This window comes from Methylobacterium sp. E-012 (assembly GCF_057836545.1).
Window position 1 is genome coordinate 1,815,197 of sequence record NZ_JBYQEY010000001.1, and the last position, 25,076, is coordinate 1,840,272.

At 69.1% G+C, this 25,076-nt stretch carries 21 protein-coding genes; 13 read left to right on the forward strand and 8 right to left on the reverse strand.

The genetic code is table 11. The annotated features are described in order from the left end of the window. Window positions 1–52: 52 nt before the first annotated feature. From AC3IF1_RS08620 to AC3IF1_RS08645, 6 genes are all read right to left on the reverse strand, one after another. On the reverse strand, window positions 53–1,654 hold the full coding sequence (locus tag AC3IF1_RS08620; RefSeq protein ID WP_489217210.1) for a gamma-glutamyltransferase family protein: 1,602 nt from the start codon (window positions 1,652–1,654) through the stop codon (window positions 53–55). Window positions 1,655–1,846: 192 nt separating this feature from the next. Further along, complete coding sequence (locus AC3IF1_RS08625) at window positions 1,847–2,770, reverse strand: ABC transporter ATP-binding protein (protein ID WP_489217211.1); 924 nt, start codon at window positions 2,768–2,770, stop codon at window positions 1,847–1,849. Beyond that, on the reverse strand, window positions 2,767–3,783 hold the full coding sequence (locus AC3IF1_RS08630; RefSeq protein ID WP_243973641.1) for an ABC transporter ATP-binding protein: 1,017 nt from the start codon (window positions 3,781–3,783) through the stop codon (window positions 2,767–2,769). Before AC3IF1_RS08630 ends, AC3IF1_RS08625 begins: the two co-directional genes overlap by 4 nt. Further along, on the reverse strand, window positions 3,780–4,694 hold the full coding sequence (locus AC3IF1_RS08635) for an ABC transporter permease (protein WP_489217212.1): 915 nt from the start codon (window positions 4,692–4,694) through the stop codon (window positions 3,780–3,782). Before AC3IF1_RS08635 ends, AC3IF1_RS08630 begins: the two co-directional genes overlap by 4 nt. 241 nt (window positions 4,695–4,935) lie before the next feature. Further along, window positions 4,936–5,880, reverse strand: coding sequence for an ABC transporter permease (locus tag AC3IF1_RS08640; RefSeq protein WP_489217213.1), 945 nt, complete (start codon window positions 5,878–5,880; stop codon window positions 4,936–4,938). Continuing rightward, a complete protein-coding gene (locus tag AC3IF1_RS08645; protein WP_489217214.1) occupies window positions 5,880–7,367 on the reverse strand; it encodes an ABC transporter substrate-binding protein in 1,488 nt (495 codons plus the stop codon). Before AC3IF1_RS08645 ends, AC3IF1_RS08640 begins: the two co-directional genes overlap by 1 nt. Before the next feature lie 443 nt (window positions 7,368–7,810). Here AC3IF1_RS08645 and AC3IF1_RS08650 point away from each other — a divergent pair, with 443 nt between their 5' ends. From AC3IF1_RS08650 to AC3IF1_RS08685, 8 genes are all read left to right on the forward strand, one after another. After that, complete coding sequence (locus AC3IF1_RS08650) at window positions 7,811–8,284, forward strand: pilus assembly protein PilZ (RefSeq protein ID WP_489217215.1); 474 nt, start codon at window positions 7,811–7,813, stop codon at window positions 8,282–8,284. Window positions 8,285–8,354: 70 nt separating this feature from the next. After that, a complete protein-coding gene (locus tag AC3IF1_RS08655; RefSeq protein WP_489217216.1) occupies window positions 8,355–8,951 on the forward strand; it encodes a HupE/UreJ family protein in 597 nt (198 codons plus the stop codon). A gap of 104 nt (window positions 8,952–9,055) precedes the next feature. Then, window positions 9,056–9,313: a winged helix-turn-helix domain-containing protein gene (locus AC3IF1_RS08660; protein ID WP_409564884.1), complete on the forward strand. Its 258-nt coding sequence runs from the start codon at window positions 9,056–9,058 to the stop codon at window positions 9,311–9,313. 112 nt (window positions 9,314–9,425) lie between these two features. Then, on the forward strand, window positions 9,426–10,100 hold the full coding sequence (locus AC3IF1_RS08665) for a metal ABC transporter permease (RefSeq protein WP_489217217.1): 675 nt from the start codon (window positions 9,426–9,428) through the stop codon (window positions 10,098–10,100). Between the two features lie 407 nt (window positions 10,101–10,507). Further along, complete coding sequence (locus tag AC3IF1_RS08670) at window positions 10,508–12,142, forward strand: porin (RefSeq protein WP_489217218.1); 1,635 nt, start codon at window positions 10,508–10,510, stop codon at window positions 12,140–12,142. Window positions 12,143–13,020: 878 nt separating this feature from the next. Then, window positions 13,021–14,670 carry a porin gene (locus AC3IF1_RS08675; protein ID WP_489217219.1) on the forward strand — a complete coding sequence of 550 codons (1,650 nt, stop codon included), beginning with the start codon at window positions 13,021–13,023 and terminating at the stop codon, window positions 14,668–14,670. Window positions 14,671–15,117: 447 nt separating this feature from the next. Continuing rightward, entirely contained in the window at window positions 15,118–16,500 is a 1,383-nt protein-coding gene (locus tag AC3IF1_RS08680) for a 2-hydroxycarboxylate transporter family protein (RefSeq protein WP_489217220.1), read from the forward strand. 24 nt (window positions 16,501–16,524) lie between these two features. Beyond that, window positions 16,525–17,832 carry an MFS transporter gene (locus AC3IF1_RS08685; RefSeq protein ID WP_489217221.1) on the forward strand — a complete coding sequence of 436 codons (1,308 nt, stop codon included), beginning with the start codon at window positions 16,525–16,527 and terminating at the stop codon, window positions 17,830–17,832. A gap of 168 nt (window positions 17,833–18,000) precedes the next feature. Here the strand turns inward: AC3IF1_RS08685 and AC3IF1_RS08690 are convergent, their stop codons facing one another. Beyond that, window positions 18,001–18,183, reverse strand: coding sequence for a hypothetical protein (locus AC3IF1_RS08690; RefSeq protein ID WP_243966909.1), 183 nt, complete (start codon window positions 18,181–18,183; stop codon window positions 18,001–18,003). A gap of 265 nt (window positions 18,184–18,448) precedes the next feature. Here AC3IF1_RS08690 and AC3IF1_RS08695 point away from each other — a divergent pair, with 265 nt between their 5' ends. The 5 genes from AC3IF1_RS08695 (at window position 18,449) to AC3IF1_RS08715 (ending at window position 24,388) form a co-directional block, all read left to right on the forward strand. Then, window positions 18,449–19,666, forward strand: a complete 1,218-nt coding sequence (locus AC3IF1_RS08695; protein WP_489217222.1) for an efflux RND transporter periplasmic adaptor subunit — start codon at window positions 18,449–18,451, stop codon at window positions 19,664–19,666. A gap of 8 nt (window positions 19,667–19,674) precedes the next feature. Beyond that, window positions 19,675–22,815, forward strand: coding sequence for an efflux RND transporter permease subunit (locus AC3IF1_RS08700; RefSeq protein ID WP_489217223.1), 3,141 nt, complete (start codon window positions 19,675–19,677; stop codon window positions 22,813–22,815). A 77-nt stretch (window positions 22,816–22,892) separates the two neighbouring features. Next, the gene (locus AC3IF1_RS08705) at window positions 22,893–23,450 is read left to right on the forward strand and encodes a DUF4337 domain-containing protein (protein WP_489217224.1); all 558 of its coding nucleotides are present in this window, start codon (window positions 22,893–22,895) and stop codon (window positions 23,448–23,450) included. A 93-nt stretch (window positions 23,451–23,543) separates the two neighbouring features. Further along, the gene (locus AC3IF1_RS08710) at window positions 23,544–24,056 is read left to right on the forward strand and encodes a phosphate-starvation-inducible PsiE family protein (RefSeq protein WP_409564782.1); all 513 of its coding nucleotides are present in this window, start codon (window positions 23,544–23,546) and stop codon (window positions 24,054–24,056) included. A gap of 65 nt (window positions 24,057–24,121) precedes the next feature. After that, entirely contained in the window at window positions 24,122–24,388 is a 267-nt protein-coding gene (locus AC3IF1_RS08715) for a DUF1640 domain-containing protein (RefSeq protein WP_489217225.1), read from the forward strand. 150 nt (window positions 24,389–24,538) lie between these two features. On the opposite strand, the gene AC3IF1_RS08720 is transcribed toward AC3IF1_RS08715, so the two are convergent. Further along, a complete protein-coding gene (locus AC3IF1_RS08720; RefSeq protein WP_489217226.1) occupies window positions 24,539–25,057 on the reverse strand; it encodes a TspO/MBR family protein in 519 nt (172 codons plus the stop codon). Between the last annotated feature and the right edge of the window lie 19 nt (window positions 25,058–25,076).

The following is a 25,076-nucleotide window of genomic DNA, read 5'->3' on the forward strand; positions in this document are numbered from 1 at the left end:
GACGCAGGGGCCACCCTCCCCCGCAGAGGGGGGAGGGAGGGCGAAGCGCCCCTCAATACCCCAGCGCCGCCCCGTCCTTCCGCGGGTCCGAGCCGGCCGTCAGCGTCCCGGCCTTGCGGTCGATCCAGATGATCTGGCCGCCGCCGAGTGGCAGGGGCGCGCGGATCGCCGCGTGGCCGCGCGCGACCAGTCCCGCCATCACGGCATCGGGGACCCCGCCTTCCACCTCCAGGCTGCCGCCGTAGGCGAAGCTGCGCGGGGCATCGAGGGCCGCCTGGACGTCGAGGCCGCGGTCGAGGATGCCGGAGAGCAGTTCGACATGGCCCATGGCCTGGTAATGGCCGCCCATGACGCCGAACGGCGCGACCGCCTGTCCGTCCTTCATCAGCATGCCGGGGATGATCGTGTGCATCGGCCGCTTGCCCGGGCCGACGCTGTTCGGGTGCCCGCCCTCCGTGCGGAAGGACAGGCCCCGGTTGTGCAGCAGCACGCCGCTCTCGGGGGCCAGGATGCCGGACCCGAAGCCCTGGAAGATCGAGTTGATCAGCGAGAGCGCATTGCCGTCCCGGTCGACCACACAGAGGTAGACCGTATCCTTGTGGGCGCGGCCTTCTTCCATCTCCCGGGCGATCTCGGGGTAAATCACCGGCGCCTGCGCCCGGCCCATGTCGATCGCCCCGTGGGCGGCGGCCTTCCAGGCGTCGGAGAGCAGGTGCTCGACCGGCACGTTGGCGAGGGCGGCGTCGCCGAACAGCACGTCCCGGTGGTGATAGCCCTGCTTGCACACCTCGGCGAAGAGGTGGAGCCGGTCGAGCTCCGACAGGGCGCCGACGTCGTAATGCGACAGCACGTTGAGCATCATCAGCGCGGCCAGACCCTGGCCGGCGGGCGGGCATTCGTAGACGTCGTAGCCCCGATAGCGCGTCGAGACCGGCACGACCACGTCGGGCCGGGCGGCGGCGAAGTCGTCGAGCGTGTGCAGGCCGCCGAGCTCGTTGAGCCGGCTCACCATATCCTGGGCGACGGGTCCTGCATAGAAGCCGCGCGGCCCGCCCTCGGCGATGCGCCGGAGGGTGGCGGCGAGCTTGGGCAGGCGGATCACGCTGCCGATGGCCGGAGCCTCGCCGCCGGGCAGGTAGGTCGCGGCGGCATGGGGGTCGGACGCGACCCGGGGCACGCAGCGCTGCCAGTCCCAGCCGACCCGCTGCTGGACCACGAAGCCGTCCTCCGCGTAACGGATCGCCGGCTGGAGCAATTCGCCCAGCGGCCGGGTGCCGTGCTCGCGGACCAGCAGGTCCCAGGCCCCCACCGCGCCCGGCACCGTGACGGCGTGCGGCGAGGTCGGGGTGATGGCGACGCCGTGCTCGGCGTACCAGTCGGCCGTCGCGGCCGCCGGCGCCCGGCCCGAGCCGTCCAGCGCGATCGGCGTCGTGGCCCCGGCGGGGGCGTAGAGGGCGAAGCAGTCGCCGCCGATGCCGGTCATCAGCGGGTCGACCACGCATTGCACGGCCACCGCCGCGATGCCGGCATCGACGGCATTGCCGCCCGCGCGCAGCACCTCGATGGCGGCGAGCGTCGAGAGCGGGTGCGAGGTCGCGACGGCGGCGTTGGCGGCGTAGACCGGGGAGCGGCCGGGGGCGGAGAAGTCTCTCACGGGATGTCCTGCTGTGCTGAACGGTTCAGAGTCTGCGGATCCGAAACGCGACCTCATCCTGAGGCGCCGGAGCGAAGCGGAGGCCTCGAAGGAGCGCTCCAGGGATCGCGCGGCTGGCTGGAGCCCTCCTTCGAGGCTCGCTGCGCTCGCGCCTCAGGCTGAGGTGGAGATAGGGGGAGGCCGTGAAGGCCGTCACGCGGGCCTCCCCTCCGGCAAAGCCACCCAATGCCCCGGCGCAACCTCGGTGAGCGGCCCGTCCGGCGGCTGGTCGTGGCCGCCGAGGTCGCGGGCGGCGAGGCGGGCGCGCTCCTCGGCCGGGTTCGGCACCGGCACCGCGGCGAGCAGGCGGCGGGTGTAGGGATGGCGCGGATCCGCGTAGAGGGCGTCCGCCTCGGCCAGCTCGACGATGCGTCCGCGCCAGAGCACCGCCACCCGGTGGCAGAGGTAGCGCACCATCCGCAGGTCGTGGGAGATGAACAGATAGGACAGGCCCATCTCGTCCTGCAGGTCCTGGAGCAGGTTCACCACCTGCGCCTGGATCGAGACGTCGAGCGCCGCGATCGGCTCGTCGGCGACGATGAAGCTCGGCTTGAGGGCGATCGCCCGGGCGATGCAGATGCGCTGGCGCTGGCCGCCCGAGAACTGGTGCGGGTAGCGCCCCATGAACCGCGGATCGAGCCCGACCCGCTGGAACAGCGCCGCGACCGCCTCCCGCCGTTCGGCCCTGCGCATGTCCCGCCGGTGCAGCTTGAACGCCTCCGCGACGTAGTCCCCTGCGCTCATCCGCGGGTTGAGGGCCGCGTAGGGGTCCTGGAACACGGTCTGCATCCGGGCGCGCATCTTCCGCATCGCCGCCGCCGGGAGTTTGGCGAGGTCGGTCCCCTCGAACGCGATCGTGCCGGAGGTCGGCGGGTTGAGCATCGTCACGGCCCGGCCGATCGTCGACTTGCCGGAGCCGGATTCGCCAACGAGGCCCAGGGTCTCGCCGGGTCGGATGTCGAAGCTGACATCCTCGACGGCGCGGAACACCGAGGCCTTGCCGCCCCACCAGGAGCGCAGGGGATAGTGCTTGGTGAGGTTCCGGACCGACACGACGGGATAGAGGGGTGCGCTCACCGTGCCGCCTCCTGCGCCAGGATCTTCGGCAGGTCGTACCACGCGGCGACGAGGTGGCCCGGCGCCCCGCCGGGCGCCTGCGCCAGGGGCGGCATCTCGGCCCTGCAGCGGGGCGTCGCGTAGGCGTTGCGCGGCGCGAAGGGATCGCCGGGCGGCGGGTGGCGCATATCCGGGGGCGCCCCCTCGATCTGGTGCAGGCGCCGCCGCCCGGCCCGGCCGCCGGAGAGGTCCGGCAGGGAGCGCAGCAGCCCGAGCGTGTAGGCGTTGCGGGGATCGGCGAAGATGTCGTCCACCGGGCCGCGCTCCAGGATGCGGCCGGCATACATCACCTGCACGGTGTCGCTGATGCCGGCCACCACGCCGAGGTCGTGGGTGATCCAGATGATCGCCATACCGAGCTCGCGCTTCAGCTCCTGCACCAGGGCGACGATCTCGGCCTGGACAGTGACGTCGAGCGCCGTGGTCGCCTCGTCGGCGATCAGCAGCTTCGGCCGGCAGCTCAGCCCGATGGCGATCATCACCCGCTGGCGCTGGCCGCCGGAGAACTCGTGCGGGTACTGGTCGAGGCGCGCGGCCGCGTTCGGGATGCGGACGAGGTCGAGCAGGTCCTTTGCCCGGGCGCGGGCCGCGCGGGCGTCGAGGCCGAGATGGATCCGCAGGGGCTCGACGATCTGCGCCGCCACGCTCATGCCGGGATTGAGCGAACTCATCGGGTCCTGGAACACGAAGCCGATCGCGCCGCCGCGGATGTTTCGGAGTTCCCGCTCCTTCAGGGCGAGGAGGTCGCGGCCCTCGAACAGCACCTGCCCGCCGGTGATCCGGCCCGGCGGGCGCGGGATCAGCCCCAGCATGGCCAGCACGTGCACGCTCTTGCCGGAGCCCGATTCGCCGACGATCCCGAGCGTCTCGCCCTCCTGCAGGGTGTAGGACACGCCGTTGACCGCGTGGACCGCGCCGCCGTCGGTGTCGAAGGCGACCGCGAGATCGCGGACGTCGAGGAGGGGCTTCGTCATGTCCGCTGCCTCGGGTCGAGGGCGTCGCGCAGCCCGTCGCCGAACAGGTTGAAGGCGAGCACGGCCAGGAAGATCGAGAGGCCGGGCCAGATCGCCATCCAGGGCGCCTGATCCATGAAGTTCTTGGCGGTGTTGAGCATCGCCCCCCAGGATGGCTCGGGTGGCTGCTGGCCGAGGCCGAGGAAGGACAGGCTCGCCTCCGCGATGATGGCGGCCGCGATGGTCAGCGTCGCCTGGACGAGGATCGCCGGGACGATGTTGGGCAGGATGTGGACGAACGCGATCCGCCAGGGCGGGTTGCCCATGGCGCGGGCCGCTTCGACGAACTCCTCCGCCGCCACCGCGCGCACCTGCGCCCGGGTCAGCCGGATGAAGGTCGAGGTCGCCGACAGGCCGATGGCGATCATGGCGTTGACGAGGCTCGGGCCGAGGAAGGCCGCGAGCGCGATCGCCAGGATCAGGAACGGGATCGCCAGCAGCGCGTCGGTCAGCCGGGAGATCGCCCCGTCGATCCAGCCGCCCGCGTAGCCGGCGAGCAGGCCGAGCGGCAGTCCGAGGGAGACGGCGAGCGCTACCGAGACGAGGCCCGCCCCGAGGGAGGCGCGGGCGCCGTAGATGATCCGCGCGAGGACATCGCGCCCGACCTCATCGCCGCCGAACGGGTGCGCGAGGCTGGGCGCGCCGCGGACGTTGCCCCAGTCGGTGGCGGTCGGGTCGTAGGGGGCGATCCAGGAGGCGAAGACCGCCATCAGGATCAGCAGCCCGACGATGACGAGGCCCGCGATCGCGCTCCTGCGCGCGCGCAGGCGGCGCCAGAAGGCCGTGATGGTGCCGGGTTCCTGGACGAGGCCCGGGTTGCCGGTGGGCGCTGCGATGCCGGTGGTCCCGGCGATGGGGGTGCCGGTGCTCATCGTGCGCTCGGGACGTTGGCGGCGACGTTAGACCCACGCGCCCTCCCTCCCCCCTCTGCGGGGGAGGGTGGCCCGGCCGTCAGGCCGGGTCGGGAGAGGGAAGCGACGGTACAGAACAGGACTGTGCCCGGCCTGAAGGTCGCGCCCCTTCCTGAACCCGGGTTCCCCTCTCCCGACCCCCTTCGGGGGCCACCCTCCCCCGCAAAGGGGGGAGGGAGGGCGGTGCGCTTGAACATGACCCTCATGCCCGCCTCAGCTTCGGGTTCACGGCCGCGGAGAGCAGGTCGGCGGCGAGGTTGAGCGCGATGTAGGTGGCGGCGGTGCAGATCACGACGCCCTGGACGGTGGCGAAGTCCCGGTTGAACACCGCGTCGACCATCAGCTTGCCGAAGCCCGGCACGGAAAAAACCTGCTCGGTGAGCACCGCCCCCGACAGAAGCTGCCCGAATTCCAGCGCCCCCAGGGTGATGATCGGGATCGCCGCGTTGGGCAGCGCGTGCCGCAGGGTCACCCGCAACGGCGAGACGCCCTTGGCGCGCGCGGTGCGGACGTAATCGGAGCCGAGCACGCCCAGCATCGCCGCCCGGGTGTGGCGCATCATCACCGCCGCGATGGCGTTGCCCAGCACGAAGGCCGGCATCACCATGGCGGCGAGGTTCTCGGACAAGCTCTCGAAGGGCGAGACGTAGCCCGAGGCCGGCAGCCAGCCGAGTTCCACCGAGAACAGCAGGATCAGCAGGATCCCGAGCCAGAAATTCGGCACCGACAGGCCCCAGAGGGCGATCCCGTTGGCGATCGTGTCGGCGGCCTGGCCCTGTTTGACCGCCGAGAGCACCCCCATGGGCACGCCGATGGCGAGCGCCACCAGCATGGCCAGGCACGCGAGTTCGAGCGTCACCGGCAGCTTCTCGACGATGAGTTCGGAGACCGGCTTCTGCAGGCGGATCGACTCGCCGAGGTCGCCCCGCAGCACGCCCCCGGCCCAGTAGCCGTAGCGCACCGGAAGCGGCGCATCGAGGTGGTACTTCTCGCGGATGAAGGCGATCACCTGCGGGTCGCGCTCCTCGCCGGTCAGAGCCGTGGCGACGTCCCCCGGCAGCAATTGCTGGAGGGCGAAGATGATCATCGAGGCGAGGATCAGGGTCGGGACCGCCAGGGCGAGGCGTCGGGCCAGAAACCGCAGCATCAATTGAGCTTCAGGCCGGGGAAGCGCACGAGCCCATCTGGATAGGGCACGAAGCCCGTGAGCTTCTGGCTGTAGGCCCAGAGCAGCTTCCGGTGCAGGATATAGATCCCCGGCCGGTCCTTCAGGACCTGATCGGCGAGCGCCTTCCAGGCGGCCTGGCGCTTCACCGGATCGACGGTGCCGCGCTCGGCCTGAAGGGCCGCGTCGGCCTCCGGGCTGCAGTATTTGGGATAGTTCAGCGCGGCCTTACAGGCGAGGAAGCTGAACGTGTTGCCGTCCGGATCCGAGCGCCCGCTCCAGGAATAGAGCTGCGCCTCGTAATTGCCCTTGTCGGCGGCATCGAGGGCCGTGGTGAAGTCCACCGCCTGCAGCTTCACGTCGAAGCCCGCCTCCTTGGTCATCGCCTGGATCACTTGGCCCACCTGGGGCGACTCGCTGTTGGCGTAGACGGTGAGCGTGATCTGCGGGTTCGGCTTGCCGGCTTCGGCGAGCAGGGCCTTGGCTTTGGCGACGTCCCGCTTCGGGATCGGGTACGCGGCGAGGTAGTTCGGGTTCTTCGGGTTGACCCACTGGTTCCCGGCCAGGAACTCGCCGTTATAGACGACCTGATTGATGGCGTTGCGGTCGAGCGCCGCTTCGAAGGCCGCACGCACCTTCGGGTCGGCCACCGGCGAGCCGGCCTTGCCGAGGTTGAACAGGACCTCCTGGAAGCCGAGTTCGGTGGTGGAGTCGAGCTTCAGCTTGGCGTCCCGCTTCACCTGCGGAACGTCGGTGGGGGCGAGCCGCTCCAACAGGTCGAGCTGCCCGGCGCGGAGGTTGGTCAGCCGCACCGTGGCGTCGGGGATCGGCCGGAACTCGATCCGCTGGATCTGGATCGCGTCCTTGTTCCAGTAGTCAGGGAAGCGCTCGACCACGATCCGGTCCTGCGGCACCCGCTCCACGAACCGGTACGGACCCGCGCAGACCGGCGCAGAGGCGAACTTGTCCCCGAGTCGCTCGGCGGCTTTCGGCGAGACCATCATGCCGGCCCGGTCGGTGAACTGCGCCAGCAACGGCGCGAAGGGCTGCTTCAGGTTGATGCGGAACGTCAGGTCGTCGACCACGTCCACGGAGGCGATCGGGGCGATCTCGGAGCGGCGCTGCGAGCCCGGCATCGTCATGTGGCGCTCGATGGAGTACTTGGCCGCCGCGGCGTCGAGCCTCTCGCCGTCCTGGAACAGCACCCCCGGGCGCAGATGCATGGTCAGCGCCTTCTCGTCGGGCGAGAGTTCCCAGGCGGTCGCGAGCTGCGGCACCGGCTTCAGGTCGGGCCCGATATCCACGAGCTTGTCGCACAGGGCGGCGAAGACCATCCGGCTCGCGAAGGTGCGGGCGAGCGTCGGGTCGAGGGCGTCCGGATCCTCCATCATGCCGTAGCGCAGGGTCTGCGCGGCCGCGGGTCCGGTGAGGATCATTCCGGCGAGGAGACAGGCGGCGAGACGCACCATGGGACCGGTCCGGGTACAGGCATGTGGCGGGGCGGGACCGGCCGCGACCGATCCGTGAGGGCGGCGGGCCATGTCCGACCCCGCCCTGGTATGCACAATCCCAAGGCAGCATCCATGCCACACGGTCAAGGTGCATTTTGTATTCAGGGTCGCGTGCGGTTCCGAACCGATCGCGTGGACGGTCGGGCGCTCGGTGCCCGGAGGAAATTTCGCGGGGTTCGCCGCAGAAATTTTCCCAGAGATTTCACCGGGGGTCACCGGGGGATAAGCACAATTTTATCGAGCGCCTGAATTTCCCGGCAGGCTGATCCATCGCACAACGGCGCCATGTCTCGGGCGCGGCGTCGAGGGTTATGCAGGGTCGGCGGCATTTCGTCATTTTGCCCGCCTTGTGCTGGAACCGTCGCCGTCGGGATTTCTACGCGATCACCACGGACGTCTCGGTGGAGGGCATCCGATTCCGGTCTGCACAATATCTGGCACCGGGCGAAGATCTGACCTGCAGCATCCGCCACGTCGGCCTGCTCGACGTCCGCATAGAGTGGACGGCGGGCCAGGAATTCGTGGGCTCGATCCGGGGCGGGCGGACTGCGCTCGCGGACTTGGCCGGCCAGTTCGTGACACTGGCCCGTGCCCAGGATCTCCGTCCGGAGCCGCTCCGCGTTCATGACCGCATCGTGCCGCGGCAGAAGATCGTGGAGGTCGCGCTGGAGGGCGGCAACGTCTTTCCGGGACACGTGCTCAACGTCTCGGCCTCCGGCGTGGCCTTGCTGGTGGATCGATTCCTGGCCCTCGGCACCACGATCCGGGTCGGGCGGAAGCTCGCCTGCGTCAAACGGCATTTCACGCACGGCGTCGGCGCCGCCTTCCTCGAACCCTTCGAACCGGACGCCGTCCACGAGGCGATGACCCTGTGAGCGTCGCTCTGGCCCCTCGCAGAGGGATCGGAACGGCGCTACATCTGCCCGGGATAGCGAAGGATCTCCCATGAAGCGCCTGCTCTCCGCTCCCCTCGTCGCCCTCCCGGCCGCCCTCGTGCTGCTGCCGCAGGCCGCGCTCGCCCATCCCGGCCACGGTGCGGCGACCGGTGCGGCGGCGGGGTTCCTGCACCCGCTGATGGGCGCCGACCACGTCCTGGCGATGGTCGCGGTCGGGCTGTTGGCGGCCCTGCGTGGCGGACGGGCGCTGTGGGCGCTGCCCCTGTCGTTCCTGGCGCTGATGAGCGTCGGTGCGGGGCTCGGCATGGCCGGCTTAGTGCTGCCCTATGCCGAGACCGGGATCGCGCTGTCCCTCGTGGTGTTCGGCCTCGCCACCCTCGTCGGGCTGCGGGCGCCGGTGGCGCTGCTGGCGGCCCTGGTCGGGGTCTTCGCGGTGTTCCACGGCTACGCGCACGGGGCCGAGATGCCGGAAACCGCTTCGGGCCTCTCGTTCGGTCTCGGCTTCCTGGCCGCCACCGCGCTGCTGCACGCGGCCGGGCTCGGCCTCGGGCTCGCCGGCACCCGGTTCGGCGCAACGCGCGCCGCGCCGGTTCTCGGGGTCGGTCTCGCCGCGGCGGGTGTCGCGCTGCTGGCGCTGCCGGTCTGAGCCCGACGGATCCAACGCCCGCGGGGCCCGCGCCTCGGCTGAGCATCCGCATCGATCTCGAGCCGGGTCACCGGCTCGGGCCCGGCAAGGTGCGGCTCCTGGAGATGATCGCCGAACACGGCTCCATCTCGGGGGCCGGCCGGTCTCTCGGCATGTCGTACCGGCGGGCGTGGCTGCTGGTCGAGGCGATGAATAACGGCTTCGGCCGCCCGGTCGTCGAGGCCCAGATCGGCGGCCGGGCCGGCGGCGGCGCCCGGCTTTCGGTCTTCGGTACGGAGGTCGTGGCTCAGTACCGCGCCCTCGAGGCGGCCGCTGCGCTGGCCGCCGCGCCGTTCCTGGCCCGGCTCGGGCGCACCGACTGATCGCCGGCCTGCGGACGACGTCGCGATGTCACAGGTTCGCCGGGGCTGACGGGGGCGATCCCAGCCCCAGGTCCCGTGCGCCGCACCGATTCCGGTGGCGCGAGGAACCAATATGTCGAAACTTCCGATTCTTGCCCTGGCCGGCCTGATGGCCACCGTCGCCGGGGCCCAGGCCGCGCCGAAGGTGGAGCGCCTGCGCGGGACAATCGAGGCGGTCAAGGACGGCGGCTTCACGCTGAAGACCCTCGACGGCAAGTCCGAGTCCATGATGCTGGCCCCCGACGCCAGGGTGTCCTGGGTCGTCCCGGCCAATCTGGACCAGATCAAGGACGGCGTCTTCATCGGCACGGCCACCAAGGGCGAGCCCCCGGTGGCTCTGGAGGTCGTGCTGTTCCCCGAGGCGATGCGCGGCACCGGCGAGGGTCATTACGACTGGGACATGATCCCCGATCACACGGCCGGCGGCGCCAAGGTGAAGACCGCCATGACCAACGGCACCGTGTCGACCGCGCCCGACGCCCCGCGGGTCAAGAGCGCGATGACCAACGGCACCGTGACGGCCAGTGGCGGCGCTGCGGAGCGGACGCTGACCGTGGATTACGGCAAGGGCCAGTCCATCCAGATCCTGGTTCCGCCCCAGGCCCCGGTCGTCAGCTTCGCGCCGGCCGACGCCTCGGCGCTCACCCCGGGCGCCAAAGCATTCGTCGTGGTCGCGCGTGAGGACGATGGTCACATGACGGCCCGCCGGGTCGCCGTCGGCAAAGACGGTCTGACGCCGCCGATGTAAGCCGGCAATGTAACCGAACGTCCGAGACCGGTGCCCGCAGACGTCGTCCGCTTCAGCGGGCACCGCTTACGAATCGGCCGACCCGCGAATACCGGCCCCCGGCTATTCGAGTCCGAAAACGCGCCGGAAACCCCGGCCGAATTCGCCCATACAGGCCGGATAATGGCCAAAGCCGCCCGAGATTGTTGCCAGGCGGCAACATCGCTTCGGAACTGCCGGAGCAGACACGAATCCACGTTGCCGGCCGAAACCCGTTCGCACATGGTGAAGGTGCACGGGGGCATCGCCAAGCGAGAGCCCGCAGGAGCCTGCCGATAAGACGCAGGCCCAACTCTACAAAACGTGCGGCTAGATCCGGTCAACCGGGCACGTCCGCATCATTGGGTCTCGAAGCTTTGGAGATATCTATGAAGCTCTTGAAGGGCTCGCTGCTCGGGTCCGCCGCCGCCTTCGCGGCGGTGGGTGCCGCGCACGCCGCCGACCTCCCGGTCAAGAAGGCGGTGCCGATCGAGTACGTCCGCGTCTGCACCGCCTACGGTGCCGGCTTCTTCTACATCTTGAACACCGATACCTGCCTGCGCATCTCGGGCCGTGCCCGGTTCGAGGGCGGCTACATGACCAGCAACTCGCGCGCCGCCGGCAACGGCGACACGTCGGGCTACCAGGGCCGGATGCGCATCAACCTCGATGCCCGCACCCAGACCGCCTACGGCACCCTGCGCGCCTTCGTGCGCTTGGACGCCGGCGCCCGCACCGGCTATTCCGGCGTCGGCACCTCCGGCACCCAGCAGCGCATCGGCCAGGCCTACCCGGGCATCGGCACCGACAGCTTCGGCCGCGACCAGCAGTTCATGAACGTCGACAAGGCGTTCATCCAGTTCGCCGGGCTGACCGCCGGTCGCGCGTCGTCGTTCTTCGACTTCTACGCCCACGACTTCGAGTTCGCCGGTGCCACCGCGGGTTCGGACAACTTCTCCACCAACCTGCTCGCCTACACGGCGACGGTGGGCAACGGCCTGTCGGCGACGATCTCGATCGAAGATCCGGTCTTCCGCCGGACCCCGATCTTCTCGCCGTTCAACGTCGCCGCCACCCTGAACACGGGCAGCGTGCAGAACTTCGGCGTGACCAACCAGCCGACCCCGATCTTCGTCGGCCCGAACCGCTACGGGAACGTCGATAGCATCGAGCGTTCGCGCCTGCCCGATTTCGTCGGCGTTGTGCGCCTCGACCAGGCCTGGGGCTCGGCTCAGCTCTCCGCCGCCACCCACGAGCTGAACATCGGCAACCTCTCGACCGCCGCCAGCACCGGCACGGGTCCGGTCCTCGTCCCCGCCCACACCAGCACGGTCCAGGGATTTGCGGTTCAGGGCGGCCTGAAGATCAACGCCCCGTTCATCGCCCCGGGTGACGCCCTGTACCTGCAGGGTGCCTACGGCGAGGGCGCACAGCTTTACACCGGCTACTCCTCGTACACCGGCTCGTACACGCAAAGCACCACCACCATCCAGGGCCAGAAATTCGCCCAGTACTTCTCCGATGCGACGGTCAACCCGTTCACCGGCCAGCTGCAGACCTCGACCAGCTTCACGGCGGTCGCCTCGTACCTGCACTACTGGTCGCCGGAGTGGCGCTCGGCGTTCTTCGGCTCCTACGGCGAGCAGAGCTTCTCCAACAGCGCCCGTCTTGCCCAGGGTTCGATCTACAGCCTCGTGAGCGGTCTGGCGGGGAGCAACCCGTTCGGCTCCAACGCGGTCGGTACGCCGGGCACCCGGTTCTACCAGCTGAGCCAGGCGCTGCGCGACACCTACCAGTTCGTGGCCGGCGCGAGCATCATCTGGTCGCCGGTGAAGGACCTCGATATCGGTGTCGAGGGCTTCTACACCCAGATCGGCCTGAAGAACGGCCGGGCGATCGATCTCGACAAGAGCCCGACCGCCTACGCCAACATCGCCGGCATCAACAACGGCACCTTCGCGGTCCGGACCGCCACGCAGGACTCGGTGTCTCAGGTCCGCTTCCGCGTCCAACGCGACTTCTGATCCGGCCCGCCGGGGCTTCGGCCCCGGCAGCCTTCCTCGTGCTTCACGGATCTCAAGGCTCGGCTTCGGCCGGGCCTTTTTTGTCGTTCGGCTCGGTTCCGAACCCGAATCCGGCCCGCCGCCCCGCGCCGCCGATGCCAGGGCGCTCCCGCGCTGCCCGATCTCGCGGGCGATGCGGCCGCCTCTATCGGCTGGGCCGGACGGCTCGACGCCCGCCGACGGCTGGCCTGCGCCCATCACTTCGATCCTGATGCCGCCCCCGTGCCGGCCGTGTCCGCGGTGTTCGCCGTGACGCGTCGTTGGGTTGATGGCCGACGCCCCTGTCGGACCGGCTGCGCCGTCAGAGCCGGCGCCACGCCCCGGACGGGGGTGAGTCGGCCGCGTCGAGAATCATCATCGCGATCGGATCGGCGCCGGACACATCCGGCCGGCCGTTTCTCCCGTCCAGAGGGTGCGTGTCGTGTCCTGCCGGTTTGAAAACGGCGGGCAACGCCGTCCGCCGAGCGTATGGCGGGCCACGGAAGAGCTCGTGATATTGCTCTTTGACTGTATAATTTTTCGATCAATACATATAGCAAAACTGTGGTATCGTTGTTGTATCAGTATGTCATTTTTTCAAATGATACTTAGATGCAGATATATTTGCTCTCAATCTTGTTGCGATGTTGCAACATATTGAGACAAGACCCGGTCGATACGTGAATCCATGTTGCAGTGAAGCTTTGGTTTGAACAATGTGCCGATGCATCGGCGCGTCTCGAAATCGGGTGCCCGAACAGAGCTGCCTGTAATAGGTAGAATAATAAAACAATGTGCCTGTAGTGCAGATCAAAACTGCGCGGATGGCGATATCGGGTCTCGAAGCTTTGGAGATGTCTATGAAGCTCTTGAAGAGCTCGCTGCTCGGGTCCGCCGCCGCGTTCGCGGCGGTGGGGGCCGCGCACGCCGCCGACCTCCCGGTCAAGAAGGCGGTGCCAGTCGAGTACGTCCGCGTCTGCACCGCCTACGGTGCCGGCTTCTTCTACATCTTGAACACCGATACCTGCCTGCGCATCTCGGGCCGTGCCCGGTTCGAGGGCGGCTACATGACCAGCAACTCGCGCGCCGCCGGCAACGGCGACACGTCGGGCTACCAGGGCCGGATGCGCATCAACCTCGATGCCCGCACCCAGACCGCCTACGGCACCCTGCGCGCCTTCGTGCGCTTGGACGCCGGCGCCCGCACCGGCTATTCCGGCGTCGGCACCTCCGGCACCCAGCAGCGCATCGGCCAGGCCTACCCGGGCATCGGCACCGACAGCTTCGGCCGCGACCAGCAGTTCATGAACGTCGACAAGGCGTTCATCCAGTTCGCCGGGCTGACCGCCGGTCGCGCGTCGTCGTTCTTCGACTTCTACGCCCACGACTTCGAGTTCGCCGGCGCCACCGCCGGTTCGGACAATTCCTCCACCAACCTGCTCGCCTACACGGCGACGGTGGGCAACGGCCTGTCGGCGACGCTCTCGATCGAAGATCCGGTCTTCCGCCGGACCCCGATCTTCTCGCCCCAGAACATCTCCGCCACCGTGAATTCGGGGGGCGTGTCGAACTTCGGCGTGACCAACCAGCCGACGCCGGTCTTCGTCGGCTATACCGGCGGCGTCCCGACCCGCTACAGCTACGTCGACAGCATCGAGCGCTCGCGTCTGCCCGACTTCGTCGGCGTCCTGCGTCTCGACCAGGCCTGGGGCTCGGCTCAGCTCTCCGCCGCCACCCACGAGCTGAACATCGGCAACCTGTCGACTGCGACCGCCGTCGGCAGTGGCGGCGTCATCACCGGCCTCCCGCATACCAACAGCGTGCTGGGCTGGGCGGTGCAGGGCGGCCTGAAGGTCAACGCCCCGTTCATCGCGCCGGGCGACGCCCTGTACCTGCAGGGCGCCTACGGCGAAGGTGCGCAGCTCTACACCGGCTACTCCGCGTTCACGGGGTCCTACACCCAGAGCACCACGACCATCCAGGGTCAGAAGTTCGCCCAGTACTTCTCCGACGCGACGATCAACCCGTTCACGGGCCAGCTGCAGACCTCGACCAGCTTCACCGCGGTCGCCTCGTACCTGCACTACTGGTCGCCGGAATGGCGCTCGGCCGTGTTCGGCTCCTATGGCGAGCAGAGCTTCTCCGCCGGTGCGCGCCTCGCTCAGGGCGCGATCTTCGGTCTGACGAACCCGAACGGCGCCAACAGCTTTGGCTCCAACGCCGTTGGCGTCCCGGGCACCCGGTTCTACCAATTGAGCCAGGCGCTGCGCGACACCTACCAGTTCGTGGCCGGCGCGAGCCTGATCTGGTCGCCGGTCAAGGACCTCGATATCGGCGTCGAGGGCTACTACACCCAGATCGGCCTGAAGAGCGGCCGGGCGATCGATCTCGACAAGAGCCCGACCGCCTACAGCAACATCGCCGGCATCAACGCCGGTACCTTCGCGGTCCGCACCGCCACACAGGACTCGGTGTCCTCGGTGCGCCTCCGCGTCCAGCGCGACTTCTGATGCGAATGTCGGCGCCGGGATTTCGGTCCCGGCGTCGGCCCCGTGCGAAACAACTTTCGAGGCCCGGCTCCGTGCCGGGCCTCTTTTTTGGGCTCAGCGCCCGATCGACTGTGCAAGCGTCCGTCCCGCCGACGAAGACGAAAGGCGACAAGACCATGTTCGCCAGCTGATCGCCGGCTATCGGAAATGGATGACGCACCATCAAAAGATGCGCCACCGGACTTGAACCCGCGACGCCCGATGCCCCCGCCGACGGGCGCCTCAACCCCGTCCGCGGTACAGGTTGCGCCCTTTGTTCCCCGCATCGCGTTGCCGCCCCTGGCCGGCGCTGATACGCCGAACGTCACTGTATCTCCGCAGACCGTGCGGACCTTGACGGACCGTGTCCGCGAGGCGCGGCGAAGCCCGAAGTGGCCCGTGCGTGGTGCGTGATCCAGGGGGGATGCCATGACCAGCACCGCCACCACGAGCCCGGTTCCCGCGCCGGTGGACGACCGGCTCGGAGAGGGCCGGGCCGCCGGGTCCTGGCCGGAGCGCTGGTGGCGCCTCGTCGATCTCAAGATCGGCATCATCCCGCTGCCGATCTACCTCGTGCTGGCAATCCTGCTCGCGATCCTGGTCCAGGAGGGCGAGATCAAGCCAGACGGGCCGACCATGATCGCCGTCCTGGTGATGGGTGGCTTCACCTGCGCGGAGATCGGCAAGCGCATCCCGATCCTGCGGAGCATCGGCGCCGGGGCGATCTTCGCGACCTTCATCCCCTCGGCCCTCGTCTACTACGCGCTGGTGCCGGCGCAGATGGTGAAGGCGATCACCGATTTCACCAAGTTCACCAACTTCCTCTACATCTACATCGCCACGATCATCGTCGGCTCGATCCTGGGGATGGACCGCGAGGTCCTGATCAAGGGCTTCCTCAAGATCTTCGCGCCGCTCGCCGCAGGGTCCGTGGCCGCGGCCCTCGTGGGCACGCTGGTCGGAACGCTGCTCGGTCTCGGTCCCTACAAGACCTTTTTCTTCATCGTGGTGCCGATCATGGCCGGCGGTGTCGGCGAGGGGGCGATCCCGCTCTCCATCGGCTACGCGGCGATCCTCGGCCAGCAGCAGGGCGTGATCTTCGCCCAGGTCCTGCCGCCGGTGATGCTGGGCTCGCTCACGGCCATCATCTTCGCCGGCACCCTCAATTCCGTCGGCAAGCGCTATCCCCGCCTCACCGGCGAGGGGCGCCTCCAGCCCGATTCGGACACGATGAAGTCGAGCGACGCGCAGGCCAAGTCAGAGGCGGCGCGCGGGCAGATCGATCCCGCCACGATCGCCGCCGCGGGGCTGACCGCCATCACCCTCTACCTGCTCGGCGTGATGGCCCACCACCTGGTCGGGCTCCCGGCGCCCGTGGCGATGCTGTTCCTGGCGGTCTTCGCCAAGCTCGCCAGCGCCGTGTCGCCCCATCTCCAGGCCGGCGGCTTCGTGGTCTACAAGTTCGTCCAGGTCTCGATGACCTACCCGCTGCTCTTCGCCATCGGCGTCGCGCTCACCCCCTGGAACGAGCTGATGGCCGCCTTCACCCTGGTGAACCTGATCACCATCGTCTCGACGGTGGCGACGCTGATGATGACGGGCTTCTTCGTCGGACGCTGGCTCGGCATGTACCCGATCGAGACCGCCATCGTGAACGCCTGCCACAGCGGTCAGGGCGGCACCGGCGACGTGGCGATCCTCACGGCGGCCAACCGCATGGCGCTGATGCCCTTCGCGCAGATCGCCACCCGCATCGGCGGCGCGCTGACTGTGACCGGCACCATCATCGCCATGCAATGGATCGGGGCCTGAGCGGCCCCCAGGGAGCGTGGAATCATGTCCGGTGATCCGGGTGCCGTCGAGGCGACCCTCAAATCCAGGATCGGAGCGATCCTCCGCGCCACGAGCGGCAATTTCCTGGAGATGTTCGACTTCTTCCTGTTCGGGTTCTACGCCACTGCCATCGCGAAGGCGTTCTTCCCCTCGGGCAACGAGACCACCGAGCTGCTGCTGACCTTCGGGACGTTCTGGCTCGGCGCTCTGATGCGCCCCCTCGGGGCGATCGTGCTCGGCGCCTATATCGACCGGATCGGGCGCCGGAAGGGCCTGATCGTCACGCTGGCGATCATGGCGAGCGGCACGGTGCTCATCGCCTTCTGCCCGAGCTACGCCACGATCGGCCTCGCGGCCCCGCTGATCGTGCTCGCCGGGCGCCTGCTGCAGGGGTTCTCGGCGGGCGTTGAGATCGGCGGCGTCTCGATCTACCTGTTCGAGATCGCCACGCCGCAGCGGCGCGGCTTCTACACGTCGTTCCAGTCGGCGAGCCAGCAGGTGGCGATCCTGTTCGCCGCCCTGATCGGCTACGGGCTCAACGCCTTCCTGACCAAGCAGCAGGTCGGCGATTTCGGCTGGCGGATCCCGTTCCTGATCGGCTGCCTGATCGTGCCGTTCATCTTCTTCATCCGGCGCTCGCTCCAAGAGACGGCGGCCTTCGCCAAGCGGACCCATCACCCCGGGACGCGCGAGATCCTCACCACCGTCGCCGCCAACTGGCGGATCGTGCTGCTCGGCATGATGCTGACGACGATGACCACGGTGACCTTCTACATGATTACCGTCTACACCCCGACATTCGGCAAGACCGTCCTCAAGCTCACCGAGACCGACAGCCTGCTGGTGACGGTGTGCGTGGCCATCACCAACTTCGTCTGGCTGCCGGTGGGCGGGGCGATCTCGGACTCAATCGGCCGCAAGCCGGTGCTGCTGACGATCTCGATCCTGTCGCTGCTGACGACCTACCCGGCCCTGCACTGGCTCGTCGCCGATCCGACTTTCGCCAAGATGCTCGCGGTCGAATTGTGGTTCTCGTTCTTCTTCGGGGTCTACAACGGCGCGATGGTGGTCTCGCTGTCGGAGGTCGTGCCGGCCCACGTTCGGGCAAGCGGCTTCTCTCTGGCCTACAGTCTCGCCACCGCCCTGTTCGGTACGGCCACCCCGATGGTCTCGACCTATCTGATCGAGAAGACCGGCGACCGAGCAGCGCCGAGCTACTGGCTGATGGCAGCGGCCGCCTGCGGCATCGTCGCGACGCTCAGCCTGTTTGGGGGCAGGCCCACGGCCGCGCGAAGCCCCGTACCAGCCTGACGAAAAGGGGGGGCGCCCCGCGAGGCCTGCGCCCTCTCCGGGGCGTGGACGGCCTCGGCGAAGCACCCCCGGGGTCACAGCGCATCGCCGCGACGTTTCAACGATGCCGCCGAGCGGCAAAGGTTTCAAGGGACCCTTGCTCGGCCCCCCGGAAAGTGGGGCAAACCGTCAGGAGATCAGGTCGAGCCTGGCCGCCTCGATACCATTGGCGCGGATCGTGTCCGGAATGGCCTTGAAGTCCCGATAGCCCGCCTCGCGCGCCATGGCGTCGAGCGCCGTCTGCTCGTCGTCGGCTGCGCCGGTCCAGAGCACGGCGCCGCTCGTCGTCTGCTTGATCTGAAAGATGCTCATCGAACCTTTTCCCGGTCGCAACAAGTCCAGTCCGGGAACAACGTCGCGGTCCCCGGCGGGTTGCAGGAAAACGATCGAAAAGCGGCACACGCCTGCACATGACGACATGCGGCGTGTGGTCCGGCGACGGCCTCCTCGGGCGGCGCTACATTCGGTCTCGGTGACGACAATACGCCATGAAAACGCCGAGCTACCCAGCGAGGAAGCTGCGTGAAGACTCGAGCGCCGACTGCGAGGCCCCGTCGTGAACTCTGTGTGTTGGCGCGTGTCTCGCCTCTCTCTCCTGTGCGCGCTCGCGATCCTGGCTACGGCGCCGGCCCGGGCGGTCGAGAGCGCCGCCGTCCCTGACGCCGCCGCCATCGCGCCCGCAGTCACCGTCGTCCCGGCGGAGAGCCGCGAGATCGTCGAGCGGGCGGTCGTCACCGGCACGCTGGTCCCCCGGGACGAGATCCTCGTCTCCCCCGAGGTCGAGGGCCTGCGCATCACCGATCTCCTCGTCGAGGAGGGGGATCGCGTCGCCAAGGGACAGGTGCTCGCACGCCTCTCCCAGGAGATGATCGTCACCCAGGAGGCGTCGAATACGGCGGCGATCGCCCGGGCTCAGGCGGCCATCGTCCAGGCCCAGAGTCAGATCGTCCAGGCGGAGGCCGCCAATGTCGAGGCCAAGCAGGCGCTCGAACGCGCGCAGGCGCTGGCCAAGACCGGCAACTCCACCGCGGCCGTGCTGGAGCAGCGCGTCTCGGCGGCCCAGGGGGCCGAGGGCCGGCTCGCCGCCGCCCGGGGCGGCCTGCAATCCGCCCAGGCCGACCTCGCCACCGCCCGGGCGGCGGGATCCGAGATCGCCCTGCGGCGGGCGCGCACCGACATCCGTGCCCCGGAGGCCGGCATCGTCAACCGCCGCACCGCGCGGGTCGGCGCCACCGCCACGGCTGTGGGCGAGCCGCTGTTCCGGCTGATCGCCCGGGGCGAGATCGAATTGGAGGGTGAGGTGCCGGAGACCTCGCTGGCGCGCATCCAGGTGGGCAACCCGGCGAGCCTCGATCTCGATGACGGCCGGCACCTCACGGGCGCGGTGCGCCGGGTCTATCCGGAGGTCGAACGGGCGACGCGCCTCGGCAAGATCCGTATCCGGCTCGCCGAGGATCCGGCCCTGCGGATCGGCGCCTTCGCCCGCGGCAACGTGGAGGTGGCGCGCCGCACGGGCGTCGCGGTGCCGGTCTCCAGCCTGCTCTACGCTGCCGACGGCCAAGCCAGCGTGCTCGTGGTGAAGGACGGCCGTGTCGAGGCCCGGACCGTCGCGACGGGCCTCTCCGCCGAGGGCTTCACGGAGATCCGTACCGGGGTCGCCGCCGGCGAGAGCATCGTGGCCCGCGCCGGCAGCTTCCTGCGCGACGGCGACCGGGTGCGGGCCGTGGCCGCTCCGGTCAGCACACCGATGGCCGCCCCCATGGCCGCCCCCATGGCCGACGCGGCCCCGCGGTAGGATCAGCCATGCGCCTCAACATCTCCGCCTGGGCGATCCGGAAGCCGCTCCCTTCGGTGGTGCTGTTCCTGGTCCTGATGATCCTGGGTCTCGTCAGCTTCCGCACGCTGCCGATCACCCGGTTCCCGAACATCGACATCCCGATCGTCTCGGTGACGATCACCCAATCGGGTGCCGCGCCGGCCGAGCTGCAGACCCAGGTCACCAAATGGGTCGAGGATTCGGTCGCCGGGGTGAAGGGCGTCAAACACATCCTGTCGACCATCACCGAGGGCATCTCGACGACGACGATCGAGTTCCGCCTGGAGGTGAACCAGGACCGGGCGACCAACGACGTCAAGGACGCGATCGCCAAGATCCGCCAGAACCTGCCGCGCACCATCGACGAGCCGATCGTGTCCCGGGTCGAGATCGCCGGGCTGCCGATCATGGTCTACGGCGCCTCGGCGCCGGCCATGACGCCCGAGGACCTGTCGTGGTTCGTGGACGACGTGGTCGCCCGCAGCCTCCAGAGCGTGAAGGGCGTGGGCGGCGTCGAGCGGCTGGGCGGCGTCGCCCGGGAGATCCGCGTCACCCTGAAGCCCGACCGGCTGCTGGCGCTCGGCATCACCGCCGCCGACGTGAACCGGCAGCTGCGCCTGACTTCCGCCGACATGGCTGGCGGCCGGGCGGAGATCGGCGGCCAGGAGCAGTCGATCCGGGCGCTTGCCGCCTCGGCGAGCCTCGACACGCTGGCCAAGACCTCCATCGTCGTCCCGGGCAACCGCAAGGTCCGCCTCGACGAGCTGGCGACCCTCTCGGACACCGCCGAGGAGCCGCGCACCTTCGCGCGCTTCAATGGCGAGCCGGTGGTGGCCTTCGCGATCTCCCGGGCGAGCGGCGCCAGCGACGCCGACGTCTCGGTCGGGGTGGCCAAGAAAATCGCAGCGCTTCACGCGGCCAATCCCGACGTGCGCTTCGACCTGATCGACACCAGCGTCGACAACACGATCGGCAATTACCACTCGGCCATGATGGGGCTGATCGAGGGCGCCGCCCTCGCCGTCGTCGTGGTGCTGCTGTTCCTGCGGGACTGGCGGGCGACGCTGATCGCCGCGGTGGCGCTGCCACTCTCGGTGCTGCCGACCTTCTGGGTGATGAGCGCGCTCGGCTTCTCGCTCAATGCCGTGAGCCTGCTGGCGATCACCCTGGTCACGGGCATCCTGGTGGACGACGCGATCGTGGAGATCGAGAACATCGTCCGGCACATGCGGATGGGGAAAACACCATACCGGGCCGCCCTGGAGGCGGCCGACGAGATCGGGCTCGCGGTCATCGCCATCACGGCGACGATCATGGCGATCTTCTCGCCCGTGTCGTTCATGGGCGGCATCGCCGGCCAGTATTTCAAGCAGTTCGGCCTGACCATCGCGGCGGCGGTGTTCATGTCGCTGCTCGTCGCGCGCCTGATCACGCCGCTGCTCGCCGCCTATTTCCTGCGCGACCACGGGCCGGACCACACGCGGGACGGCGTCGTGATGCGCGGCTACACCCGCCTCGTGGCCTGGTCGGTCCGGCACAAGTTCATCACGCTGGTCCTGGGCATCGCGTGCTTCGCCGCCTCGATCGCCTCCACGGGCCTGCTGCCCGCGGGCTTTCTGCCGGCGGAGGATCAGGCACGGACGCTGTTCGTCCTCGAATTGCCGCCGGGCGCCCGGCTCGCGGACACGGTCCAAGTCACCGACCGGATCGAGGCGAAGATCCGCGCACTTCCTGAAGTGAAGAGCGTGTTCGTGGACGGGGGCCGCCAGCTTCCGGCCAAGAAGGAGGTGCGGCTGGCGAGCCTCACCATCAACCTCACCCCGAAGAACACCCGCCACCGGACGCAGAAGCAGGTCGATGCCGAGGTCGCGGCGATCCTGCGCGAGGAGCCGGATCTGCGCTTCTGGGCCCTGCGCGAGAATGGGCAGCGGGACCTCGCGCTGATCATCGCGGGCCCCGACAAGGCGGTGGTGGCGGAGGTCGCCGCCAAGCTCCAGCGCCAGGCCCAGCGGGTTCCCTTCCTCGTCAACGTCATGTCGACGGCGCCCCTGGACCGGACCGAGGTCCGGATCCGGCCGAAGCCCGGGGTGGCGGCCGATCTCGGCGTCAGCACCGACACCATCGCGGAGACCGTGCGGGTCGGCACGATCGGCGACATCGGCATGAACCTCGCCAAGTTCAACGCCACCGATCGGCAGGTGCCGATTCGGGTTCAGTTGCCCGAGAGCCTGCGCGGCCGGCTCTCCGAACTCGAAACCCTGAAGGTGCCGGTCAAGGGCGGGGCCGCCGTCCCGCTCGCCACCGTGGCCGATATCAGCCTCGGCCAGGGCCCCACAGGCATCGACCGCTACGACCGCGCGGTGCGCGTCGCCCTGGAGGGCGACATGCAGGGCACGGACGCGCTGGCGGAGCTGATCACCCAGGTCATGAACCTGCCCACCGCCAAAAATCTGCCGCCCGGGGTCACGATCAGCCAGACCGGCGACGCCGAGGTGATGGGTGAGGTGTTCGAGGGTTTCGCGCTCGCCATGGGCGCCGGCCTGATGATGGTGTTCGGCGTGCTGATCCTGCTGTTCGGCAACTTTCTCCAGCCGATGACCATCCTGTTCTCGCTGCCGCTCTCCATCGGCGGCGCGATCCTGGCGCTGTTGATCTGCCACATGCCGATCTCGATGCCGGTGGTGATCGGCATCCTGATGCTGATGGGCGTCGTGACCAAGAACGCGATCATGCTGGTCGACTTCGCCGTCGAGCAGATTCGCGCGGGCGTCGACCGCAACACCGCCATCGTCGATGCCGGCCGCAAGCGCGCGCGGCCGATCGTGATGACCACCATCGCCATGGCGGCCGGCATGGTGCCCTCCGCGATGGCGCTGGGCATCGGCGGCGAGTTCCGCTCCCCCATGGCGGTGGCGGTGATCGGCGGCCTGATCGTGTCGACGGTGCTGTCGCTGGTCTTCGTGCCGGCGATCTTCGTGCTGATGGACGACCTCTCGCACCTGCTCAAGCGGATGTTCGGCCGCTTCGTGGGCATGCGGGACGAGCCGGAGGACGCGCCGGGCTACGGCGAGGCGCGCCATCCGGCCAATGACGGTCGGGCGCTGCCGCCTCGGATCGCGGCGGAATAGGCCGCCGCCGCGCATTGCGCACGCGGCCGCGATGGGCTGTGACTCCCGCCGACGAATCAACGGGGACTCGCGAAACAATGTCGGGTGGTCACGGGGCGATCGAAGGCTCGAACAAGCGCGTCGCGCTGCTGATCTCGATCCTGGCGTTGTTCCTCGCCTTCAGCGAGACGCTCGGCAAGGCCGCCCAGACGGAATCCATCGGTTCCAACGTCGAGGCCGCCAATCAATGGGCTTATTTCCAGGCCCGCACGATCCGCGCGACGGTGCTCAAGACCGCCGACGAGGCCCTGGCCCTGGTGCCCCCGGGGCCGAACCAGGACGCCATCGCGGCCAAGCGCGCCGAATGGGCCAAGACCCTGGCGCGGTGGGAATCCGAGCCCGCCACCGGCGAGGGCCGCAAGGAGCTGACCGCGAAGGCCCGGGCCTCCGAGGAGCGGCGCGACCTGTCGCTGCTGCGCTACCATCATTACGAACTGGCCTCGGCGGCCTTCCAGATCGGCATCGTGCTGGCCTCGGCCGAGGTGATCACCGGCATCGCCGTCCTGGTCTTCGCCGGCGGTTTCCTGGGGCTTGCCGGGGCGGTTCTGCTGGGCTTCGGCTATCTCGCCCCGCACGCGCTGCCGTTCTTCCACTGACCGGGCGCGCGCGCCGCCGACATCGGCGGCCGGACGGTGCGGCATAACTCTGTTCGGGTGATGGTTTCGGGGGACCCAATGCCGGATCGGTCGATGAAGCAGGGCCAGCTGACGCGGATCGCCAGCGCGATCTTCCTGCACACGGAGCACGCGATCTACGCGGCGCTCGGGCTCCTGCTCGCCGTCACCGCTCTCGTGGCACTGATCGACGCTGCCGGACTGACTTGGCAGGCCCTGCGGGCCCTCGGGGGCGCCGAGCAGATCCTCGAGGTGATCGACCGGCTGCTGTTCCTGCTGATGTTGATCGAGATCCTGCACACCGTACGGGTCTCGATGCGGTCGGGGACGCTGACCTGCGAGCCGTTCCTGATTGTCGGGCTCATCGCCTCGATCCGGCGGGTCCTGGTGATCACGCTCCAATCCTCGGAGATCACCCACGCCAAGGATTGGTCGCCGGAGAAGCAGGCGCTGTTCCAGGCCTCGATGATCGAACTCGGCGTGCTGGCCGGACTGATCGTCACGATGGTCTTCGCGATCTTCCTGCTCCACCGCGCCCGCGGAGACGGGAAACCCGCGGGCGAGGAATCCGCGGGTGACGAACATTGACCTGACTGCGGCTTCGCGGGTCTGAGGACCTGCCAGGCAGAGCAGCGCGTGTGAGCTTCGCGCCCATGAGTCTCGCCGCACTCGACACGTTGGCGATCGCGCGCACGCTGCAGGCGGCCGGGTTCTCGGATGTGCAGGCCGACACCGTGACCGGCGCGCTGCGTGACGCGCGCGAGGCGATTTTGGCGGGAATGGCGTCGCAGGCGGATCTCAGGATCGCGATTGCCGATCTGCAATACGCGATCCTGAAATGGCTCGTCGTCGCCGCGATGGGTTTCCCGACGATGGTGATCGTCGGCGCCGTCGCTGCGTTGTCCGTGGGTCCACGCTGAAGGCCGGCCCGGGCGTAGCAACTCGGATGAGCGGGGTTCGGGGCGGATATCCCCCTGATCCTGACGTGGCCGTGCCAGCGGGGCGCGAAGGATGACGGCAATGATGGGAGATCGTGGTCCGATGGATCTTAGTCCGCCCCCGGCGCGCGCTTAGTTCAACCGCAGGATGGCGGCGTTGAGCAGCGTCGCGAAGGCGACCCAGGCCGCGTAGGGCACCAGCAGCCAGGCTGCGAGCCGGTCGAAACGCCACGTCAGCCGGATGGTCCACAGCACCATCACCAACAGCATCGCCACCACGATCAGGCCGGCCCCGATGGCGTGGGCGGTGAAGAAGACCGGTGTCCAGGCAGCGTTCAACGCGATCTGGACGAGGAAGGCGGCGAGCGCGAGCCACCAGCCCTCGCGGCCCGGTCCGGTGCGCGGCTGCGCGCCCAGCAGCCGCCACAGCGCGACGCTGATCATCGTGTAGAGGAGCGTCCAGGCGACCGGAAAGACCCAGTCGGGCGGGTTGAAGACCGGCTTGTTCAGGCCTGCGTACCAGCCCGGGATCTCCGCCTGGGTCGCCATCGACCCGACCATTGCGGTGGCCGCCACCGGCAGGATCGCGGCGGCGAGCCGGAGCCAGCGCGGAAGGGCGGAGCCTTCGGCGACGTGTGTGGCGGCGGTCATGTCGTCCGTCTCCGGTGGC

What these genes read in the sequence shown, in the direction of transcription:
- AC3IF1_RS08680 (WP_489217220.1), top strand. Translation starts at nt 15,118, where the DNA reads ATGACCAGCACCGCCACCACGAGCCCGGTTCCCGCGCCGGTGGACGAC.
- AC3IF1_RS08715 (WP_489217225.1), top strand. Translation starts at nt 24,122, where the DNA reads ATGAGTCTCGCCGCACTCGACACGTTGGCGATCGCGCGCACGCTGCAG.
- AC3IF1_RS08645 (WP_489217214.1), bottom strand. Translation starts at nt 7,367, where the DNA reads ATGGTGCGTCTCGCCGCCTGTCTCCTCGCCGGAATGATCCTCACCGGA.
- AC3IF1_RS08710 (WP_409564782.1), top strand. Translation starts at nt 23,544, where the DNA reads ATGAAGCAGGGCCAGCTGACGCGGATCGCCAGCGCGATCTTCCTGCAC.
- AC3IF1_RS08640 (WP_489217213.1), bottom strand. Translation starts at nt 5,880, where the DNA reads ATGCTGCGGTTTCTGGCCCGACGCCTCGCCCTGGCGGTCCCGACCCTG.
- AC3IF1_RS08675 (WP_489217219.1), top strand. Translation starts at nt 13,021, where the DNA reads ATGAAGCTCTTGAAGAGCTCGCTGCTCGGGTCCGCCGCCGCGTTCGCG.
- AC3IF1_RS08685 (WP_489217221.1), top strand. Translation starts at nt 16,525, where the DNA reads ATGTCCGGTGATCCGGGTGCCGTCGAGGCGACCCTCAAATCCAGGATC.
- AC3IF1_RS08630 (WP_243973641.1), bottom strand. Translation starts at nt 3,783, where the DNA reads ATGACGAAGCCCCTCCTCGACGTCCGCGATCTCGCGGTCGCCTTCGAC.
- AC3IF1_RS08700 (WP_489217223.1), top strand. Translation starts at nt 19,675, where the DNA reads ATGCGCCTCAACATCTCCGCCTGGGCGATCCGGAAGCCGCTCCCTTCG.
- AC3IF1_RS08720 (WP_489217226.1), bottom strand. Translation starts at nt 25,057, where the DNA reads ATGACCGCCGCCACACACGTCGCCGAAGGCTCCGCCCTTCCGCGCTGG.
- AC3IF1_RS08705 (WP_489217224.1), top strand. Translation starts at nt 22,893, where the DNA reads ATGTCGGGTGGTCACGGGGCGATCGAAGGCTCGAACAAGCGCGTCGCG.
- AC3IF1_RS08690 (WP_243966909.1), bottom strand. Translation starts at nt 18,183, where the DNA reads ATGAGCATCTTTCAGATCAAGCAGACGACGAGCGGCGCCGTGCTCTGG.
- AC3IF1_RS08670 (WP_489217218.1), top strand. Translation starts at nt 10,508, where the DNA reads ATGAAGCTCTTGAAGGGCTCGCTGCTCGGGTCCGCCGCCGCCTTCGCG.
- AC3IF1_RS08635 (WP_489217212.1), bottom strand. Translation starts at nt 4,694, where the DNA reads ATGAGCACCGGCACCCCCATCGCCGGGACCACCGGCATCGCAGCGCCC.
- AC3IF1_RS08655 (WP_489217216.1), top strand. Translation starts at nt 8,355, where the DNA reads ATGAAGCGCCTGCTCTCCGCTCCCCTCGTCGCCCTCCCGGCCGCCCTC.
- AC3IF1_RS08660 (WP_409564884.1), top strand. Translation starts at nt 9,056, where the DNA reads ATGATCGCCGAACACGGCTCCATCTCGGGGGCCGGCCGGTCTCTCGGC.
- AC3IF1_RS08665 (WP_489217217.1), top strand. Translation starts at nt 9,426, where the DNA reads ATGTCGAAACTTCCGATTCTTGCCCTGGCCGGCCTGATGGCCACCGTC.